The 20,573-nt window shown below is 39.0% G+C and carries 16 protein-coding genes; 13 read left to right on the plus strand and 3 right to left on the minus strand.

Features of this window, described 5'->3' with window-relative positions:
• The first annotated feature begins 24 nt into the window (after window positions 1-24).
• A complete protein-coding gene (locus tag P0106_RS02220; RefSeq protein ID WP_473730381.1) occupies window positions 25-981 on the plus strand; it encodes an ROK family protein in 957 nt (318 codons plus the stop codon).
• A gap of 161 nt (window positions 982-1,142) precedes the next feature.
• On the opposite strand, the gene P0106_RS02225 is transcribed toward P0106_RS02220, so the two are convergent.
• Complete coding sequence (locus P0106_RS02225) at window positions 1,143-2,858, minus strand: acetolactate synthase large subunit (RefSeq protein ID WP_473730382.1); 1,716 nt, start codon at window positions 2,856-2,858, stop codon at window positions 1,143-1,145.
• A 277-nt stretch (window positions 2,859-3,135) separates the two neighbouring features.
• On the opposite strand from P0106_RS02225, the gene P0106_RS02230 reads away from it, so the two are divergent.
• The 3 genes from P0106_RS02230 to P0106_RS02240 all read left to right on the plus strand — a co-directional run bounded on the left by P0106_RS02230 (window position 3,136) and on the right by P0106_RS02240 (window position 7,135).
• A complete protein-coding gene (locus P0106_RS02230) occupies window positions 3,136-4,329 on the plus strand; it encodes an SLC13 family permease (RefSeq protein ID WP_004113569.1) in 1,194 nt (397 codons plus the stop codon).
• A 391-nt stretch (window positions 4,330-4,720) separates the two neighbouring features.
• A complete protein-coding gene (locus tag P0106_RS02235; protein WP_004113572.1) occupies window positions 4,721-6,106 on the plus strand; it encodes a PTS ascorbate transporter subunit IIC in 1,386 nt (461 codons plus the stop codon).
• Window positions 6,107-6,406: 300 nt separating this feature from the next.
• A complete protein-coding gene (locus tag P0106_RS02240; RefSeq protein ID WP_004114987.1) occupies window positions 6,407-7,135 on the plus strand; it encodes a GntR family transcriptional regulator in 729 nt (242 codons plus the stop codon).
• Between the two features lie 144 nt (window positions 7,136-7,279).
• Here P0106_RS02240 and rpsT read toward each other — a convergent pair whose 3' ends face one another.
• A complete protein-coding gene (gene rpsT / locus P0106_RS02245; protein ID WP_004113577.1) occupies window positions 7,280-7,540 on the minus strand; it encodes a 30S ribosomal protein S20 in 261 nt (86 codons plus the stop codon).
• A gap of 255 nt (window positions 7,541-7,795) precedes the next feature.
• Between rpsT and lepA the strand changes: the two genes are divergently transcribed.
• The 9 genes from lepA to P0106_RS02290 all read left to right on the plus strand — a co-directional run bounded on the left by lepA (window position 7,796) and on the right by P0106_RS02290 (window position 17,779).
• Complete coding sequence (gene lepA, locus P0106_RS02250; RefSeq protein WP_473730383.1) at window positions 7,796-9,676, plus strand: translation elongation factor 4; 1,881 nt, start codon at window positions 7,796-7,798, stop codon at window positions 9,674-9,676.
• Window positions 9,673-10,992 (plus strand): radical SAM family heme chaperone HemW, encoded by a 1,320-nt coding sequence (hemW, locus tag P0106_RS02255; RefSeq protein ID WP_101886487.1) that lies wholly within the window; start codon window positions 9,673-9,675, stop codon window positions 10,990-10,992. Before lepA ends, hemW begins: the two co-directional genes overlap by 4 nt.
• Before the next feature lie 45 nt (window positions 10,993-11,037).
• Complete coding sequence (locus P0106_RS02260) at window positions 11,038-11,493, plus strand: tripartite tricarboxylate transporter TctB family protein (protein ID WP_004117747.1); 456 nt, start codon at window positions 11,038-11,040, stop codon at window positions 11,491-11,493.
• Between the two features lie 461 nt (window positions 11,494-11,954).
• Window positions 11,955-13,325, plus strand: coding sequence for an ABC transporter permease (locus P0106_RS02265; protein ID WP_473730384.1), 1,371 nt, complete (start codon window positions 11,955-11,957; stop codon window positions 13,323-13,325).
• 24 nt (window positions 13,326-13,349) lie between these two features.
• Window positions 13,350-14,714: an ABC transporter permease gene (locus P0106_RS02270; protein WP_473730385.1), complete on the plus strand. Its 1,365-nt coding sequence runs from the start codon at window positions 13,350-13,352 to the stop codon at window positions 14,712-14,714.
• 158 nt (window positions 14,715-14,872) lie between these two features.
• A complete protein-coding gene (locus P0106_RS02275) occupies window positions 14,873-15,511 on the plus strand; it encodes an ABC transporter ATP-binding protein (RefSeq protein ID WP_004113588.1) in 639 nt (212 codons plus the stop codon).
• Between the two features lie 150 nt (window positions 15,512-15,661).
• A complete protein-coding gene (gene purE / locus P0106_RS02280; RefSeq protein WP_217430555.1) occupies window positions 15,662-16,126 on the plus strand; it encodes a 5-(carboxyamino)imidazole ribonucleotide mutase in 465 nt (154 codons plus the stop codon).
• On the plus strand, window positions 16,110-17,282 hold the full coding sequence (gene purK, locus P0106_RS02285; protein ID WP_246979183.1) for a 5-(carboxyamino)imidazole ribonucleotide synthase: 1,173 nt from the start codon (window positions 16,110-16,112) through the stop codon (window positions 17,280-17,282). Before purE ends, purK begins: the two co-directional genes overlap by 17 nt.
• A gap of 92 nt (window positions 17,283-17,374) precedes the next feature.
• Window positions 17,375-17,779 carry a Fur family transcriptional regulator gene (locus P0106_RS02290; protein WP_004113597.1) on the plus strand — a complete coding sequence of 135 codons (405 nt, stop codon included), beginning with the start codon at window positions 17,375-17,377 and terminating at the stop codon, window positions 17,777-17,779.
• Window positions 17,780-17,863: 84 nt separating this feature from the next.
• Here the strand turns inward: P0106_RS02290 and P0106_RS02295 are convergent, their stop codons facing one another.
• The gene (locus P0106_RS02295; RefSeq protein WP_009994291.1) at window positions 17,864-20,572 is read right to left on the minus strand and encodes a bifunctional lysylphosphatidylglycerol flippase/synthetase MprF; all 2,709 of its coding nucleotides are present in this window, start codon (window positions 20,570-20,572) and stop codon (window positions 17,864-17,866) included.
• Window position 20,573 lies beyond the last annotated feature (1 nt).

The following is a 20,573-nucleotide window of genomic DNA, read 5'->3' on the forward strand; positions in this document are numbered from 1 at the left end:
AAGTATTTTTCTAAGGAGTTTATTATGACGCCCAGCACACCGTCGCATATAAGCATAGGGGTAGATGTAGGTGGAACAAAAGTATTATGTGCAGCTTTCAATGCTAATAATGAACTGATTGCGCATTCTCAAGTTTCTACCAAGCAAGGTGAAGTAGAGATCATCGATGAAGTGTGCAAGCTTATTTCTGAAGTGATTAATCAAATTATCCTAAAATATGGCAATGATACTAAATTCACTATAGGAATTGGTGTGCCTGGTTTAGTTAATCAACATACTGGGCAAGTATCTGAATCAGTAAATTTGGGATCTCATAGTATAGATTTTAAGACTGAAATACGTAAACGTTTTGGATTGAATTCTGTAATAGATAATGATGTTAATGCTGCAGCATTCGGTGCATATAATTATTATGGTTCTGATTCTAGTAGTTTAGTGTTTTTGAATTTAGGTACTGGAGTTTCTGCGGGAATTATTATTAATGGCTCTATTTTCCACGGCTCCACTGGTGTGGCTGGAGAAATAGGTCATATAGTTGCTGATACGCAGGGCAGGGATTGCCCATGTGGGCAGCGTGGATGTGTAGAAACAATAATCTCTGGAACTGGTTTATCTAAACTTTGGCCAGCAAAGAATGAGTATCCTATTGCGTCTTTGCTGCGCAATGTTTCTGCTAAAAATAAAGAAGCTGAAAAAGTATGGAATAAGTTCATTTCTACCTTAGTTAGTGCACTACAGATTATTACAGTTACTTTTGATCCAGAGATTATTGTTATTGGTGGAGGAGTGAGTAAAACAGGAGCAATTTTATTACAAGGCGTAAAAGAATATATTTGTAGACTTGAACAAAAATCGTTATTTTTGTCCTCACTAAAAATATCCGATCGTGTAGTGATTGCAGATCAAGAAGTGTTCTTTGGTGCGTTAGGAGCAGCTCTTATTGGCAGATGCTACGACGATAAAGCAAAGGAGGAAAATTAAATATTTAAACCGTGTTGTAAAAGTATTATAAAAATCTCCGCATTGCATTTATTCTTCAGAAAACTACCTTTAACTATCTTTAAATTGGCAGATGATAACTGAATTAATGCAAGTGCGGAGATTCTTCTTATGCAATTAGCACTATAGTTGTCACAATCAACCTAGTTGCCAAAATCAATGTCTCCAAGCTTTTCAATAAGCTTCATGTTTTCGCTATAATCCACTGGGCAAGCTATAACGTCAACGCCGCTTTCTTGTTCCAAAGCTTCTTTAAGCATGTTGTATAAGTCTTCTGGCTTTTGTACGACATGGCCTCTAGCTCCAAAGCTTTCTGCCAATTTTGGAACATTTGGATTAGTAAAATCAACGTATTCGTGTTCTCCAGCGTGTAAGTCCATCTTCCACTTAATCAATCCGTAAGCGTTGTCTTCCCAAACTAGAACAACCATTCTAGAACCCACGCGAACAGCGGTTTCAATCTCTTGAACATTCATCATAAAGCTGCCGTCGCCCATAACAGCAAGAACAGGCTTTGTGTTGATTTTTCCACTATTATCTTTAATAAACGATGCTCCAACAGCTCCAGGCAAAGTCCAAGCCATTGTAGAAAGGCTGTTGTCTATAATGCACGTATTTGGATGCATTGTTGGGTAAAGCCTTGCCATCCACATTTTTAAAGCGCCCGTATCTACAAGAACCTTGGTTCCTTCTGGAACAGCGCGCCTAGTGTCGTATACAACACGCTGTGGTTTCATAGGAATACTGTTATCGTTTTCAAACGAACGTAGCTCGTCTGTAATCATTTGACGAATCTTTGGGTGAGTTACATCAAAAGTAATGTTTCTATCCTTAAGAACATTTGTAAGAGTTTTAAGAGTCTGACCAATATCTGCCATAATGTTTAGGGCAGTAGGGTAGTGTGCGTCTGTGTCTTCAACAAATGTGTTTATGTGAATAATAGTCTTGTCAATATTTGGATTAATCTTCTTAGGGTCAAACTGTTGTATAGAGAATCCAACAGCAATAATCAAATCTGCTGTATCGAAAGCAAAATTCTCATAATCCCTATGCATGAATCCGACTACGCCAAGAGCATTAGGGTGATTATCTGGGAACACGCCTTTGCCTTCAAATGTTGTTGCAACTGGAACATTAAGCTGTTCTGCAAAAGCGCGTAGCTGATCTTGAGCATGGCTTCGTGCAACTCCGTTTCCTGCAAGAATAATCGGCGTTTTTGCTTGGCTAATGATTTTAGCAGCTTCGTCAATAGTATCTGGAGCGGGAAGGATGTGCAGAGGTCTTGGAAGTGGAAGTGGCTTTGCGTTTTCTGGAACGCTCATTTCGCTAATGTCTTCTGGGATTACAAGGCAGGTTGCTCCTGGACGCTTTCTTTGAGCGATTGAGAAAGCTTTACGAACTATTTCTGGAGCAGTGCTTGGAGCTAACATCATCGAAGACCACTGAGTGATCGGTTGGAACAATGACACCAAATCAATGATTTGGTGAGATTCTTTATAAAGACGAGATACGTTTCCTTGAGCGCATATTGCAACAAGCGGGGTCGTGCTTGCGTTTGCCTGAGCCACTGGAAGAGTAAGATTTAATGCTCCAGGTCCAAGCGTTGCTAAGCACACGCCTGGCTTTCCAGTAATATGAGCATAAGTTGCGGCCATAAAACCTGCGCCTTGCTCGTGGCGAGTAAGCACAAAGCGTATGTTTCCATTTCGTTCAATTGCTTCTAAAAGCGGAATATTTTCTTCGCCTGGGATTCCAAAAACAACTTCAACGCCTTCATTTACAAGGCATTCTACAACCAAATCTGCTGTGTTTCTTTTATGATTGTTTTGTTTTGTTTTCTGCAATTCTTCGTTTGCCATAATTGCGCTTCTCGCTTTTGCTTTAAGTTGTTTCAGCCTTTAAGCTTAAACTTCAAGACTTCTTTTCCATTTATAATATAGTCTTCTACGACATGCGCCCATTTTGCGCGTGTCATAAAAATGGGCGGATTTTTGCCTATTCGCTTTGTGGCAAAACTAAAGCTCTTTTAAGACAATATGCCTTGTTATTTCAACGATTTTGTCGGGAATTTTTGCCCCTTTGGATTGGGTTTCTTATACAATTGAACGAGTTGTGTATTTTTGTCACGGAGGAACGATGAGGCGCTGGCTTCTGAATTTGGTCAAGTGTGAAACCATCCTTATTGTGGCCGCCGTTTTAGCTGTTATTTCTTGCTTTTTCGTTCCACCAGATGCGCAATATTTTAGCTACATTCACGTAAACACTATTTCTCAACTTGTTTGCTTAATGATGGTTGTTTGCGGATTCCAACGAATAGGCGTTTTTAGAAGCATTGGCGCGAATCTTCTTAGAAGAGTTAGGACTGAGCGCGGATTAGTTCTGGTTCTTATGTCTCTAACGTTTTTCTCAGCGATGCTTATAACTAATGATGTTGCACTTGTAACTTTTGTTCCTTTTGCGATTTCTGTTTTGATGATGGCGAATGCAGAAAAGCACGCAATTCTTGTTGTGACTTTAATGACGATTGGTGCAAACGTTGGAAGTATGCTAACTCCTATTGGCAATGCGCACAATTTGTATCTTAAAGCGCTTACTAGAATGTCTACTGGTGGATTTCTTTCCATTATGGCTCCGTACACGCTTACTGCTGCGATTCTTATGATTGCGTTTGCGTTTGTGTTCTTTAGCTCTAGAAAAGTCGATCAATTTGAGGGCTTGCATGGAGATGACATTGAACAAAGTGTCTTGGCTCCGCACTCTAAATCACCTAAACCAGATGAGATTCGCGTTATGGGTTACGGTGTTGGTTTTACTCAATGGCGAGTTATTGTTTATAGTCTTTTATTTGTTTTGTGCTTGTGTGGAGTAGCTGGCTGGATTCCAGACTGGATTATGGTTTTGGCAGTTGTTATTGCCTTTATTATTTGCGATTCGCATGTGTTCCGCGCTCTAGACTGGGCTTTGCCTCTTACATTTATAATGTTCTTTATTTTTATTGGAAACATGCGTAGGGTCCCAGGATTTACCGAGATTGCACAAATGTGGGTTGGCTCTCATCCTATGGAAGTTTCGGTTGTTTCTAGTCAAATGATTAGTAATGTTCCAACTACTATCTTACTTTCAGGCTTCTGCGACCAGTGGAAGATGCTTATTATTGGTACTAATCTTGGCGGTATGGGAACGCTTATTGCGTCTATGGCATCTTTGATTTCATACAAGAGTATTACGCATAAGTATCCTCATAATAAGGGTCGCTATTTGCTTATGTACACAATTGTGAATCTTCTTTTCTTGGCTGTTTTGATTGGTTTAGCTTGGATTATTGAGTAGTGTTTTTCTGGCTTTTTGCGTGATTTTTGCATTGTGGGTGTGTCTTTTATTGCAATTATTGTGATTATTTTCACATATTTTTACGTTATTCTGCAATGAAATGCTAGTAAATTTCAGATTATTTGCGATTTTGTTGTATTATTTTCTATTAAATCGCAATTATGCTTAATAATTTTCATTTTATTTAAAATATATACGAAAATCATCAAAAATTGAATATAACATTATAACAAATTTATGTCTTGGCTTATCCATTATTATGGCTTCTTGCACTAAGTTAAGTTTGGGCAAAAGACTTTTGGCATTAATTACATTTTCTCTCTTGTAATTTTGTAAATTATGCATGCCAAAATCAGCTCACATATTAATAAAAATATATAAGGAGAGAACTATGAACGGTGTTCTGTCTATACTGCTAGATGTTTTTAGACAACCATCTGTAATAGTTGCAATGATTTCTCTAATTGGTCTTGCAGTACAAGGCAAAAAGATTTCCGACATAGTACAAGGCTCTATTCGTACAATGATTGGTTTCTTAGTATTGGCAGCCGGATCTGGAGTAGTCACTGAAGCACTAAATCCTTTTGGGAGCATGTTCCAATATGCGTTCCATGTTCAAGGCGTAGTACCAAATAATGAAGCTATAATCGGTACAGTTCTTATGAAGTATGGATCAGAAGCAGCATTAATCTTCTTCTTTGGAATGATTGTTAACATTGTTTTATCAATAACATCTAGATTTAAGTTCATTTACTTAACTGGTCACGTTGCATTCTATATGGCAAGTATGCTCGCAGTAATCTTCAATGTCGCAGGTTTTAATACTCTAACCGTTATTATTCTCGGATCATTCGCTCAAGGTCTACTTATTACGATTTCTCCAGCATTGGTTCAGTCATTTATGCGCACTGCCTCCGGCAAAGATGATGTTGCACTTGGACATCCTACGAGTAGTGGAGTTCTTATTGGAACTTTGATTGCAAAACTTACAGCTTCTAAAAAGCATCCGTCTAAGTCTACTGAAGATATTAAGTTCCCAGCTGCTCTTGGATTCTTAAAAGATACAACTGTTCTCATTGCACTTTCAATGGCAATTATCTACGCTGTTGTAGCACTTTTTGCGGGGCCGCAATATATTGAATCGCATTTATCTAATGGGCAAAACTTTATTGTGTTTGTTATTCTTAAGGCTGCAATGTTCTCTGCAGGCGTTTTCATTATTCTTGCAGGCGTACAGGTTGTTTTAGATGAGATTGTTCCAGCATTTAAGGGAATATCCGAAAAACTCGTTAAAAACGCTAAACCAGCATTGGATGCTCCTATGACTTTTGGTTTTGCTCCAAACGCTGTTCTTATTGGATTCTTGGCAAGCTTTGCTGGCGGAATTGTTGGAATGGTTATTATGGCTTTGGCTGGCACAACAGTTGTTATTCCAGGAATTGTTGCTCACTTTATGGCTGGTGGTGTTACTGGCGTATTTAGTAACGGCCAAGCTGGTAGAAGAGGCTGCGTTGTAGGCGGTTTTGTTAATGGTATTGTTATTACATTCTTGCCGTTACTTCTTTTGCCTGTTTTGGGTAATCTTGGTTCTGCAAACTCCACTTATTCAGACGCTGATTTTGGTGTAACTGGAGTTTTTCTTGGTTACACGAATGTTGCAGGAGGCAAAATCGTAAGTATTATTGCAGTTGTAATATCTTATGTTCTTTTCTACGCGTCTTCAATATTGTTGACGCGCAGAGAAAATAGTAAAGTCAAATATGCAATTGAAAACTAATACAATTGTGAAGAGTTATTGTAGAAATTAAACTTAAATCACAATTAAAAATAGAAACGATAAGTCTAAAAGGTTATGATCTTGAATTTGCGATTAAATAGCAACTTTAATCAATAATTTAAGATTGTAGCCTTTTGTAGTATAGGCACGCCTTAATCGTATATTGGCATAATATACTGATACTATGTAACTGTTGTGTGTTTTGAAAGCAAATTTGTAAAAATTTTCTTAAAAGCTTCATTTTTTAAGATTTTTTTTTTAATAGCTTTTAAAAGAAAATTACTATTTGGAGAGTGGATTGTGACCGAAGGTGTACCTAAATATATTGCCGTGCGAGACAATCTTAGGAAACGCATTGACTTAATGGAGCCAGACGAACAGCTTCCTCCAGAAGTAGAATTGTGTAAGCAATACAACGTTAGCCGAATTACTCTTAGACATGCAGTTGATAATCTGATATTGGAAGGTCTGCTTGTAAGAATACAAGGCAAAGGAACTTTTAGAGCAAGAGATGTTATTCACAGTGTTAACCGTGAAGTTATATCAGACCAGGTTCAAGGCTTTTACCAGAATTATTCTGAAAGCAAAGAACATATACGAATCAAAGTTATTCAAAATGATGTAGTTAAAGATGAATCTGCTGCTTATAAGCTTGGTTTAGATGAGTCAATTGATCTGATTTGTGTTAAACGATTAAAGTACGTTGATGACGTTTTGTCTAATTACAGTGTAGTTTATCTTGAAGCTTCAAGATTTCCAAAAGTTTTGACTCATGATTTTACGAAAAAATCTTTAGCAGAGTTTCTAGAAAGCGATTACGCTGTAAAGCTTTGTGAAAATGATTTGTCTGTTCATGTTGAGCAACTATGTGGAACCATGGCAAAAGTTTTACAGGTTGAAGATAAAACTCCATCTCTTGCAGTTGAATCCATTGTTAAGGACTCTTTTGGTTCAATAATAGCCTTTGGTGCTGCTGTTTATACACCAAAGTATTGTGATATTCAATTCAAAATGCATATTACTGTTTGATATTACTTTATTTATTCTTGAACGATTCTTGTTTTTCTATATAAAAATGTTCTAGTATACAGAAAATCTCCGTTACCAAATGTAAACAAATGATAACGGAGATTTTTCAAACTCTAATTAAGATCGCAATCTAATGCGACTATTTTAAAGAGCGTTGATTGCCAAAGCAAGACCAGACTTACGGTTTGCAGCCTGATTCTTATGAATCACACCACGACCTGCAGCCTTGTCAAGCTTCTTAGCAGCCACTGCGAATGCAGCTTCAGCTGCAGCCTTGTCACCAGCAGCGATGGCTTCACGAGTAGCGCGGATAGCAGTCTTCAAAGCAGACTTCACTGCCACGTTACGCTTGTGTGCCTTCTCATTGGTGAGCACGCGCTTTTTCTGCGACTTAATGTTTGCCACTATTACTCCAAACGACGTTTGCTATATCAAGGACATACAAAGGGTAAGCATAGCATGATTCTTGGATAAAACCACTAATTTTCACGAATATTAATCACCATAATGCTTACTGCATGCATTAAATGTAATTAAGTGCATAACTTGCTGTTCTTATCTTCTTGGACTAGGGTAGTCAAGTTGCTACCATTAATGAGTTACAGTGCTTGATGCACATTATACTATATATTCATTGTGTCTTAAAAGGAGATATTTGCTTTGATTACACCGCATAACCAGCCAGGATTTACGGATCAATCGTTGATACGCAACTTCTGCATTATTGCGCATATAGATCACGGCAAGTCTACTGTAGCGGATCGCATTTTGCAGCTTTCTGGAATTGTGCCAGAACGTGAGATGCGAGACCGTTTCTTGGATCGCATGGATATTGAGCAAGAGCGCGGAATCACTATTAAATCGCAGGCTGTTCGCGTGCCGTGGACTTTTGACGGTAAAGAGTACTCGCTTGGCATGATTGATACTCCTGGTCACGTTGATTTTACTTACGAAGTTTCGCGTGCGCTTGCAGCATGCGAGGGTGCGGTTTTGCTTGTGGATGCCACTCAAGGTATTGAAGCGCAGACGCTTTCTAACCTTTATATGGCAATCGAACATGATTTAACGATTATTCCTGTATTAAACAAAATCGATTTGCCTAGTGCGGAGCCAGACAAGCATGCGGAAGAAATAGCTGGATTAATTGGTTGCAAGCCTAATGAAGTTTTGCGTGTTTCTGGGAAAACTGGCGAAGGTGTAAAAGATCTTCTCGACCAAATCGTGCTGGAAGTGCCATCTCCTAATGGAAATCCTAATGGCGCTGCTCGTGCGCTTATTTTTGACTCAGTCTACGATTCGTATCGCGGAATCGTCACATATATTCGTATGGTTGATGGCGAGCTTAAATCGCGTGAAAAATTGCATATGATGGGCATTGGCATGACGCATGATCCTATTGAAATCGGCGTTATTAGCCCAGATATGGCTCCAACCAAGGCGCTTGGAGCTGGAGAAGTCGGCTACGTAATTACAGGCGCAAAAGACGTGAGTCAATCTAAAGTTGGCGACACTATTACTAGCGCTGTAAATCCCGCATCTGAGCCTTTGGAAGGCTACAGAGACCCTAAGCCTATGGTTTACGCTGGCTTATTCCCAATAGATAACGCGCAATTCCCAGAGCTAAGAGATGCTCTCGATAAGCTAAAACTTAACGATGCTGCTCTTATTTACGAGCCAGAAACGTCGGTTGCGTTGGGATTTGGTTTCCGTTGCGGATTCTTAGGTTTGTTGCACATGGAGATTGTTTCCGAGCGCTTAAGCCGAGAATTTGGATTAGATCTTATTTCAACTGCTCCAAACGTAACTTACGATGTTACAAGCGAAGACGGCACCGAGCATCATGTGACTAATCCTAGCGAGTTCCCAGAAGGCAAAATCAAGCGCATTATTGAGCCAATGGTTGCTGCCGACATTATTGCGCCTAAAGATTTTATTGGCGCGATTATGGACTTGTGCCAAGATCATCGTGGGGAAATGGGCACAATGGAATATATTAGTGCAGACCGCGTGGAAATGCATTACAGGATTCCTCTTGCGGAAATCGTTTTTGACTTCTTTGATCAGCTTAAAAGCCGCACAAAAGGTTATGCTTCTCTTGACTACCACGAAGATGGCGAGCAAGCTGCAGATTTAGTGAAGGTTGATATTCTTATTCAGGGAGATAAGGTTGACGCTTTTAGCGCCATCGTGCATCGCGATAAGGCTTATTCTTACGGCGTTATGATGACTAAGAAGCTTCGCGGACTTATTCCTCGCCAACAGTTTGAGATTCCAATTCAGGCTGCAATTGGCTCGCGTATTATTGCTCGCGAAACTATTAGTGCGCTTAGAAAAGACGTGCTTGCTAAATGCTACGGCGGCGATATTACGCGTAAACGTAAGCTTCTTGAAAAGCAGAAGGCTGGTAAGAAGCGCATGAAGATGCTTGGACATGTTGAAGTTCCTCAAGAAGCGTTTGTTGCGGCTTTGGCTACGGATGATGGCGCAAACGATAGAGACACTAAAGATAAGATTCGTGCAGCGCAAAAGTCTGAAGGATGAGTTTAGAGTTGGATGCTGAATTAAATAAATCAGCTATGCAAACTAAAAGCATGCCTTTTGAAGTTTACGTGCACGTGCCGTTTTGCTTGCGACGCTGCGGTTATTGCGATTTTAATACGTATACTGCTCGTGATTTGGGCGAAGGTGCGAGTCGTGAAGGGTACGCGGATGTTGCGATTCGTGAGATGCGTCTTGTAAAAAAGTGGCAGGAATTTCACGGGATTTTCGAGCCTAAAGCGCAATCTGTTTTCTTTGGTGGCGGCACTCCGACCGTTCTTAAAGCGCAAGATTTAGTGCGAATTTTGCAAGAAATACGTAACTTGTGGGGCATTATGCCTGGCGCGGAAATAACTACAGAAGCAAATCCAGACACTGCAGATGAGTCTTATATTGAGACGCTTGCAGAAGGTGGATTTACACGAATATCTTTTGGAATGCAATCGGCTGTGCCGCATGTGCTAAAAACGCTTGACCGCACGCATACTCCAGAAAACGTAGAGCGCGGAGTTAAAGCAGCGAATGCTTGTGGTTTGCGCTCAAGCGTTGATTTGATTTATGGAGCTCCAGGGGAGAGTCTAGACGATTGGCGAAAGTCGGTAGAAATGGCTTTGAGCCTGGGCGTTAACCACGTTTCCGCGTATGCGCTAACAGTAGAGCCGCGCACAAAAATGGGTCGCCAAATTGCTGCTGGCACAATTCACGCGCCAGATGACGATGATGAAGCTGCAAAATACGAGTTGGCAGATAGTCTTTTTAATTCTGCTGGCTTAAAGTGGTATGAGATTTCTAACTGGGCGCGCACTGGTTTTGAGTCTCAACATAATCTTGGATATTGGAAGAACATTGATTGGGCAGGAATTGGCCCAGGGGCTCATTCTCACTACAATTCTGTTAGCGGCATTAGCAAGCAAAGCATGGATGATTGTGCTCTTTTGGCGGATTCAAGCAAGTTTTACAATCTTAGATCTTGGGATATTTTGCATCCAAAACGTTGGGCGCATGCGATTAATGCAGGAAACGTGCCTTGGCAAAACTACGAGTGTATAAACAGTGAGGATGCGTTGATAGAAGAGGTAATGCTTGGGTTGCGCATTAGAGATGGGCTTAGTATTGATGAATTGTGTACAAAGATGCGTAAAGCCAATTGCGAATTTGACGATTCTTATTTGCAAAAAGTGCTAATCGAAGTGTGTAAAGAAGATTTGGCAGTGTTGAACAAAAATCGTATTGCTGCCACTCGAAAAGGGCGTTTATTAAACGATTTATTAATCGAAAAAATTGTTGACGCGTGCCAAAATGGCTTAGTTATGCGTTAAAATGATTCGTATTGTGTGAAAATTCAATGCAGAAAGGAATCAATCATGGCAAACCGCAAAGAGCGTAGAGCAAAAGCCAGGCAGAGTCGTAGGGGAATCCCGTCTCAATACGATCAAACGAATGGCCGCGGTCGCGGTGGAATGATTGACGAATACAATCTGCAAGAACATTCAAGAAGGCTCCAAGAAAACGGCGTTGACGGTTGGAAGCCATCTTCTAGCGTTACAGAACAAGAGGAACAGTTAACTCGTAATATTAAGCGAGCTAAGGCTGGAGATGATACTTGGAATACTGTTCGCAAAGTTATTGGCGTGTGTTCTTGGGCTGTTCTCTTGCTTTCTGCATTCGCGTTCTTGGTAATTATGTGGCTGCCAAGTCAGCCAATGGTGCTTGTTATAACTGTTGCAGTGTTGTTTGCTTTGGGCGTGTTTGGGCTGTTCTTTAGCTTTAGCAACTCTAAGCAAAATCCGCGACTCGATCAGCACGGTACCGCGCTTTAGTTAGATTTGGGTCGATTTAGGTTTGTTTATAAATAAATAAAAACTATTTTTAATAATTAAGGCGGGCGCTTTGGTAATACAATGTGCGCGCCTTATTTCTTTTACACGCTTTTATCTATGCAAATCCTGCAAAATGATCATGAAAATTCTAGTTAAATCATGCAAAATAAATTTTTTTGACTAGTAAGTTTTAATTTGTAAAACTTATAGTTTGTTTGCGTAATTTTCTTCTATAATCATTTGACAACTAAAAATATTTAAAATGATTATAACAATATTGCGCATATTTTTTAGATTAAATCAGTAATTTTCATAAAATTTTCTAAGATATTTAAAGAAAATCAACAGTTCTTTCTTAGCTTTTTATAAGGGTAAATCATATAAGCTACGAGATTGTACTTATTGTACCTATTTTGTAACAGACAATTTCAATGACAAGTGTTCAATGAGGAAGGTAGTCGATGACATTTATTTCTCGCGCAATACGCTACGTTTTGAGAAAAAGAGTAAAAACAGCAATAGTGTTTGTAATATTAGCATTAATTTCAACGCTTCTGCTGGCATCTTCTGCAGTTGCGATTGCTGCAGAAAAAGAAGGCAAAAAAGTAGAAGAACAAGCAGAATCTAGTTTTGTTTTAGCAAATAATCCGCAAGTAAATCCTGGAACTCCTAGGGGAGCAGGAACCGTTAAACCAAGTGATGTTAAAAAAATAGCGTCACTAAAAAATGTTGATTCGTATGTTTTGCGTCAAAATGTTACTGCCGATTTAGTTGGTGCAAAAGCAGCTAGAATCAAAGGTGTTCAAGACTACGATGCTCGTAGAGAAAAGCAATTTGGAAACGCTGTAAACTTAGAGGGAACAAACTCTTCTAAGGGCTTAAATGCTTTCAAAACAAAATCAATTCACATGGTTAAAGGAAGAGCTTTGCAAGAATCAGATGAGCATGCTTCCTTAATCCACGAAGATTTAGCAAAACTAAATGGCTTAAAATTAGGCGATTCGTTAACGCTTAAAGCAAACCCGTTTGACGCCGATAATCTTAACCATTCTACGGAGCAAGTAAAAACACGCATAGTTGGAATTTATGGCGGAGCTAATAATCGCCCAGTTGCAACACGTGCGGAATTAACTGCAAATACTGTGTATACAGATTTGAAAACAACCAGAGAGCTTTACAAATATAAGCCTGGAAAAGAGATATACCAGGATGCAAGTTTTAAGGTTAAAAAAGGAGCGGACGCAGATTCTGTGATTGAAGAAGCGTCTAAGCTTCCGATTGATTTGCAAAACTATCAGATCACTAGAGATGACCAGTTTGTGCAAGGCATGATTGGCGCAGCAAAAGGCGTAAAATCCATGATGAACATAACAGTTATTGCAGTAAGCGCGTTTGCTGTAATTGCTTTAGGATTAGTTCTTATTCTTTGGATTAATGAGCGTAGAAAAGAAATTGGTGTTCTAACCTCAATTGGTGTAGGAAAGGCGTCCCTTGTGTTGCAGCAGCTTTTTGAGCTTGTGCTACTTGCGATTCCAGCCATTGCAATAGGTTATGGTTTTGCAAGCGCAATATCTCCTTGGATTAGTGATTGCGCATTAGGTTCAGTAAAAAATTCCGCTGCGCAGCAGCTTAGTTCGATGGGTCAAGCTGGAGGAAACCTAGAGTCGAGCATGGCAACAAGAACATTAGATAAGATTGCTGTTCATGTTAGCTTAGATTGCTTAATTCAATCGTCATTAATGGTTCTAATGGTTATTGTTGTGGCAGTTGCATTATCTTATCTGCCTATTTTGCGAAAGTCTCCTAGAGATTTGCTTTGCATGCAAAAGTAGGTGGCTGTAAAAGTAGGTGGTAAAATGACTCAAATTATAAAAAGAGCTTGGCTAGCTATAATTAGGAAACCAAGACGAAATGCTATTTTAGCGTTGATTATTGCTGTTGTTCTTAGTGCGCTTATTTGCCAATCGAGTGTTATTGCTTCTGTAAAAAATCTAGAGAATCAATTAACTTCCAATATTGGCTTAGGCTTTAGCGTTTATGCAAAAACTAGAGGAGAGACTTTACCAGAGTCTGATTCTGCTGGCGATTCAGCCAGTGACTCCGCCAGCGATTCCTCTAATCAATCGCAGCAAGATATTCCTCAAGATTTGCAAAAAAACGAAGGAATTCCAGAAAATCTTATTGCAAAATTTAAAAATATTAGTGGAATAAAAACCATTGCAGAAGAAAAAGATGTTTTAGCAAATCCTGTTAACGCTAAAATTGTATCGCAAATAAATGGTCCGCGTTTAGACAATGATGAGATGTTTTCGCTTGTTTCAATAACGGGAACAACTAGATCACAGTTATCACAAGGGTTTCAAGAAGGATTATATAAGCTTGAGGAAGGTAATCATATTGATTCTTCGGCACCTGGCGACTTTAAGCGCGCAAAATCTGCAATAATTCACAAGTCTTTTGCTAAGCAAAATAATCTTAAACTCGGGTCTGTTTTAAAACTAAAACAAGGCAGCAAAAGCATTAATCTTAAGGTTGTTGGTATTTTTTCTGGCAAGATGCAAACAAAAGGTGCGCTTCCTTCTGATTCTTCCGAAAATCGCGTAATAACTGATTTAGAATCCGCTCTTTACTTGTCTGGAAGTAAAAATCGCAGTTCTATAAAGTGTGTTATGCAAAATTCAAATAATCTAACTAAAGCTTTAGAAGAAGCTAATAAAATCGCTAAAAACGATGGCGATGGCATGCTTTCTGTAGAAAATAATGCGCAAAGATTTGCCTCTGTTCTTCAATCTGTAAAAACAGTTAAGCAACTAGTAACAATGATTTTAATGTGTCTTGCAGCAGTTGGAATCATAGTGCTTGGTTTAGTTCTTGTATTTTGGGTACGAGGAAGGATTCACGAAGTTGGCGTTCTAATGTCAATTGGTATGAACAAGTCTGTAATAGCTTTGCAAATGATTATAGAAGTTTTTATAATAACAGCCTTCTGCTCAGTTGCATCAATTCTAATTGGGTCTGCAATATCTTCAAGTGTAGGATCAATGCTATTGGCTAATGTCTCAAATAGTACAATTTCTGACTTAAGCATTTCTTGGATTCCAAATAAACAAACATTTTTTGCTATTCTTATAGGATTTGCTATAGCGTTTGTATCTCTATGCATTGCTCTTGCGCCAATAATGTTTAAAAAGCCTCGTTTTGTATTGAACTCAATGAGCTGAGGTGATTTTCTTAGATAATTAAGATGAATCAATTAGAAGATTGGATTTAACTGGATTTTATTAAGAATAAGATTCGGATTCTGATAGAAAATTAAAAATTTACAAGTATCAAATATTAAGTATTAAATATTAAATTTAGAAAATATTGGAGTTTTATTATGACTACTTTATTAAAACTTAACAACGTTGATTATTCTTATGGTGCAACTAATATTCCTGTTCTTAAAAACGTTAATGCGGATTTTGAATCTGGAAAAATATACAGTATTACAGGTCAATCTGGAGCTGGAAAATCCACTATGCTATCTCTTCTAGCAGGATTAGATACTCCAACAAAAGGAACAGTATTGTTTGATGGACAAGATATTTCCAAGAATGGTGGATATTCTAATCATCGCAAGAATCATGTGTCTTTAGTTTTTCAGAATTTCAATCTAATCGACTACTTGACTCCTGTAGAAAACTTGCGTCTTGTTAATTCAAATGCTGATTCCAAGATTCTTAAAGAACTGGGACTTAGTGAAGACGAATCAACTAGAAATATAACAAAGCTTTCTGGCGGGCAGCAGCAGCGAGTGGCTATTGCGCGAGCGCTTGTATCTTCTGCTCCTGTTATTCTTGCCGATGAGCCAACAGGTAGCTTGGATCCAAATACAACACAAGAAGTTATATCAATCTTAAAAGACGCAGCTCATAAACACGGAAAATGCGTGATTGTTGTAACACATTCGAGCGATGTGGCGGCTGCTGCAGACATAAAATATGTTCTCAAAAACAAACAGTTAACAAAAAAATAATATAAAAGACTAATTATCAACGATTTTTCCGTGCTTCTGCGTAAAGTAAAACCTGTGCGTAACCTTTGCGCAGAAGTTGCGTATCAGTGCATACACGGGGAGGTTGTTGTGGCTGAAGTGTCAGATTCTAAGCCTATTGTGGCAGTTGTTATGGGGTCTTCAAGTGATTGGGAAACCATGCGTCATGCCTGCGAAATCCTAGAAAGATTCAGAGTGCCGTATATGAAAAAAGTTATTTCTGCACATCGCACTCCAGAACTTATGGCAGATTTTGCTCACAGTGCTAGAAAAAATGGTTTTCGCGTAATTATTGCTGGCGCTGGTGGAGCAGCACACTTACCAGGTATGATTGCTGCTCAAACAACTCTTCCAGTTGTTGGTGTTCCTGTAAAATCCCATGCTCTTTCGGGCTGGGATTCTTTGCTTTCTATAGTGCAAATGCCTGGTGGTATTCCTGTTGCTACAACAGCTGTGGGCAACTCGGGAGCTACAAATGCTGGTTTGCTTGCAGTAAGCATGTTGAGCACAACAGATAATCGTCTTGCAGACGAACTTGAAGATTACCGTCAAGAATTAAAAGAGAAGGTTGAGGAATCTAATGCCGAGCTTATCTGAAGTCACTAATGGTGCTGTAGAGCGTTTGATGCCAGGAGCCACTATTGGAATTATTGGCGGCGGTCAATTGGGACGCATGATGGCTATTGCAGCTAGACATATGGGATTCCGCATAGGAGTTTTAGATCCAACGCTTGATTGCCCAGTATTTCAGGTTGCAGATTTGCAGGTTGAGGCAAATTATGATGATCCTGAAGGCTTGCGCGAGCTTGCTGAACGTTGTGATGTTCTTACATACGAGTTTGAAAATGTTAACGCAGATGCGTTAGATAAGATTCGTCATTTAACAGCTATTCCTCAGGGCACAGATTTATTGCGTGTTACACAAGATCGTGTTTGTGAAAAAGAGTTTATTAATAAACATGGCATTGAAACAGCTAAATGGCGTGAAGTCAATAATCTTGACGATTTAGACGCAGCAATCGAAGAAATTGGTTTGCCTGCTATTCTTAAGACTCGTCGTGGTGGCTATGATGGTCATGGTCAGGATGTTCTTCGCACTGAAGAAGATGTTGCTAATATTCACCACCGTTCCGATAGGGGAGGAAAATTCCCTCCGTCTATTCTTGAAGGTTTCGTTGACTTTGCTTTTGAAGCTTCAATTCTTGTTTCCGGCAATGGTAATGATTTTGTGACTTATCCTCTTGTAAAAAACGTTCATCACAATAGCATTCTTCATATGACTCTCGCACCTGCAGTTGTGGATCCTGTTGTAGAAGAGACCGCACACGATTTAGCGCTTCAACTGGCTAAAGGTTTTGAGCTTGCTGGAACGCTTGGCATTGAGTTATTTATTACTAAAGATAATCGTGTAGTAGTAAACGAGCTTGCTCCTCGCCCTCACAATTCTGGGCATTACACGATTGAAGCTTGCGATATGGATCAGTTTGAAGCACATATTCGCGGTATTGTTGGATGGCCTTTAAAAAAGCCTAAGCTGCTTTCTCCTGCAGTGATGGTTAATGTTCTTGGTCAACATGTTGCTCCTACTCGTTCTCTTATATTAGAGCATCCAGAATGGCATGTTCATGACTATGGAAAGGCTGAGGTTCGTAAAAATCGCAAAATGGGTCATATTACTGTTTTGTGTGATGACACAGTTAAAGAAGCTGCAGAATTAGATGCTACTGGCTGTTGGGATGACGAGCTTGATTAAAAGATTTAGTATTAGTCTTAAAATTTAAATAGTTATAGTTTGTTGGACTAGTATTAGATTTTTTAATAGTTTGAAAGGTAAAAGGTTAAATAATGGTTGGTGAGCCAGTACGCAGAAACACTAAACAAAAAGAAACTGTTCTTGAACATTTAAGAGCTTCGCGTAATTTTGTTTCTGCACAGAATCTGCATCGCCTGCTTGTGGAAGATGGTGAAATCATTGGTTTAGCCACAGTGTATCGTCAGCTTAATATGCTTGCACAAAGTGGCGATGTTGATACTGTTCGTTTTAATGGACAGCAACTATTTCGCATTTGCGATGAGAATACTCATCATCACCATCTTGTGTGTGAAAAGTGTGGTAAAACCGTGGATATAGAGCCTCCTGATGATGAGGGTTGGATTCACAAGATCGCCGAATCTCATGGGTATACGGTTATAGATCACACTTTGGAAGTGTTTGGATTATGCCCAGACTGTAATCAGAGTGTAGATTGATTGCAAACTCATTAATCAATCTAATTAATTACAGTTAAAAATCAGCCTAGATTTAGAATTTAGGCTGATTTTTCATTACATGAACTATTTTTTAAGAGTTTTTAGCATTTCTAAAATCTGCTTAGGATTAGTCTCTGGCAAATAAGAGCTTGTAACAGCTAACGATATTTGTGCTAGTTTTGCAGAATCCAAATAGCATATGTATACAGGTCTATTAGTAGGCTGGAACTTCTTTTTAAAGAAATAAAGCGACTTAAATCCGTATGCTGGCTCCAAAATATCGGACATCATTTCAAGCGTATGAACAATAATATCATTTGATTCATGATGATTTGAAGATTGAGAATCTCCATGAATTGTAGGCTTTTGGCTTGCCTGGATATCTTTACTAGAATCCTCATTGCTTAATGTAGAATTTTCACAAATATCTGTTATTCCAGCAAGAGGAGCTGCAGAAAGACTCATAAACTCCACAGCAGATTCTGGATTTTCAAGACCTTCGTCTCTTAACCGTTCCGCCATTCTAGCAATAAGCAACTCCATAATTCCATTAGGGCTATCCGTGCGATGTCTCATAAAATCAAGAGTCCACCCGATTACGCGATTATTGTCATAAGTCGGCATCCAACTTGTAACCCCAAGAACGCGATTATTCTCGTCAATCGCATACAAAATCTTTACTCTAGGATCATGCAATTCTTCCAAACCGCCAAGAGTAAACTTCATTTCTGGAAGGGCTTTAAGTTCCGCCCATTCTTCCGAAATCTCAATAATTTGTTGCTGAACTTCCCAAGGAGCATCGTTGTAAGTGCTAAGAACATCTGTTATTCCATCACGTTTTGCCTTGTTTATGGCAGTGCGAATATCCTGCCACTTTTTACCCCTAGTTTGCCACTCTTTAGGGTAGACTAGCATATCGCTTCCAACTTTTATAGAAGAAAAACCAATAGATTCCAAGGCTTTTCGTTCTTCATCGTGAACAGCGTAGAATGCTGGAGACCATGAATTTTGTTCGCAAAGTTGAATAAACGCTTTCAAATCTTGTTTATATTCTGTTTTATCTCCAAAAGGACCAGTTAGAGTTAAAGCAACTCCATATTTTAGTCTGTATGCTATTGCAGAATGTTCAGTGGCGGAGAACCAATAGTGGTTATCATGCCATGTTGTCATAAAACTCATGGTGTCTCCACCAAGTTGAACTAACTCGCTTGCTTTTTTGCGGTCTTCTTCATTAATTGTTATTTTGTTTCTAAACCACACCATGCAAACAGCAAAAAGAACAAGCCAGAATAGAACTCCAACACCTTGAGTTATTGCTGAAGACAAAGGAGTTATAGGTGTAAGCATGGCATTGGACCTTAATCCAAAGCCCATAGGCATCCAACGCCCTGGAAGATCACGTAGTAAATGATGCAAGTCTGCTACAGGCTTAAATTCATTTGGTGCAATCAACCCGAAGCAAACATATCCTATTCCAGTAGAAAATAGTGCAAAAACAATTGCAACTAATCCAACTCTGCGCTCAAGCTTATCACTATGATTTGGAAAATGCTTTATGCTTATAAACAGTAGAATTGCTATTAATAAAGGAGGCAAAGCTGTAAGCATAAAGGCTATAGAAGTAGCATTATTCTTGTGGAAAATCATAGTTTGTTTAGTTGCAATCAAAGGCAAAATAGCAAAATACATTGTTGCATATACTGCTGTAATTCCGTTGATTGTTATAGCAGCATAAGCTGCAAGTCTTCTTCCGCGTAAAAGTCCCCAAGATATAATCATTAAAGTGACAATAGGCAAAAGAATACGAATCCAAAGACCTCCTATTGTTGCGTGTTGTAATCCTGAATGAAGCAGGCAACTGCTTGAACTATAGTTTGATATACATCTTGCTAGCCACGGTTTCGTACCCATTTGCGGAGACATGAATAAACCTAATGTAGTTAGTATTCCAGCATGAGATCTAGAAGATAGTGCAAGAACTGGTCCTAAAGCCATAACAAGTTGAGTTATGGCAAATAGACGTCTAATCTCGTAGTCTGTTCCTTCCCACCAGTTCGCGCTTTTCACAGTATTTGTATTAGCATTGCTATTTTTGTTCATCAGATTGCCAATAATATGGCCACAAATTGCTGCAAAAATTGTGCAATAATCCCCAGGATTTCCACTATAAAGAAGCATCGCAGACGTGATTGCATATCCCAAAACAAACATTCGTCTACGCCACAATATCGATTCGCATGTTGCTGCAGCCATAAAAGCTCCAACAAAAAGTGTAAAAGGAGAAAGTCTAATTGGTATTCTAGTAATCCAACGCATGTTTCTAATAATCATTGAAAGATTACCGATTAAAGTAAGCCCGAGTATTGTTCCAATAAGAGTGCTTGTTACAGAAACAAAAAGCAAACGCATTTTACCGATACGTGTTTCGGCTAACCCTATTAAAACAAGTGAAAGTATTGCATTTACTATTAGAGATGAGAAACTATTTACAAAAAATAGCGAGTGGAATAGTTTAATCAGAAGCTGTGTAATATTTCTATGCCCAAACAAAAAAGTAGAGCTTATTTTCGGTTTATGATACGAGAAGAATTGTGAAAGAGTTGCATTGGTGCCATAAGTATAGATGTGCATTACGGTACTGAAAACCCAGTGAATAAGGTTAATAACCAAGAAAACTAGAGTTATTTTCGCTGCTAGCACGCGCTGCGATAGCCACATGCGCACATCGTTGGTAAGAACGCTTAAATGATGTTTTGCTGTAGACTCGTGATTTTTTGATAAAAAGTTTGGCATG

Source organism: Gardnerella sp. c11Ua_71 (assembly GCF_055818025.1).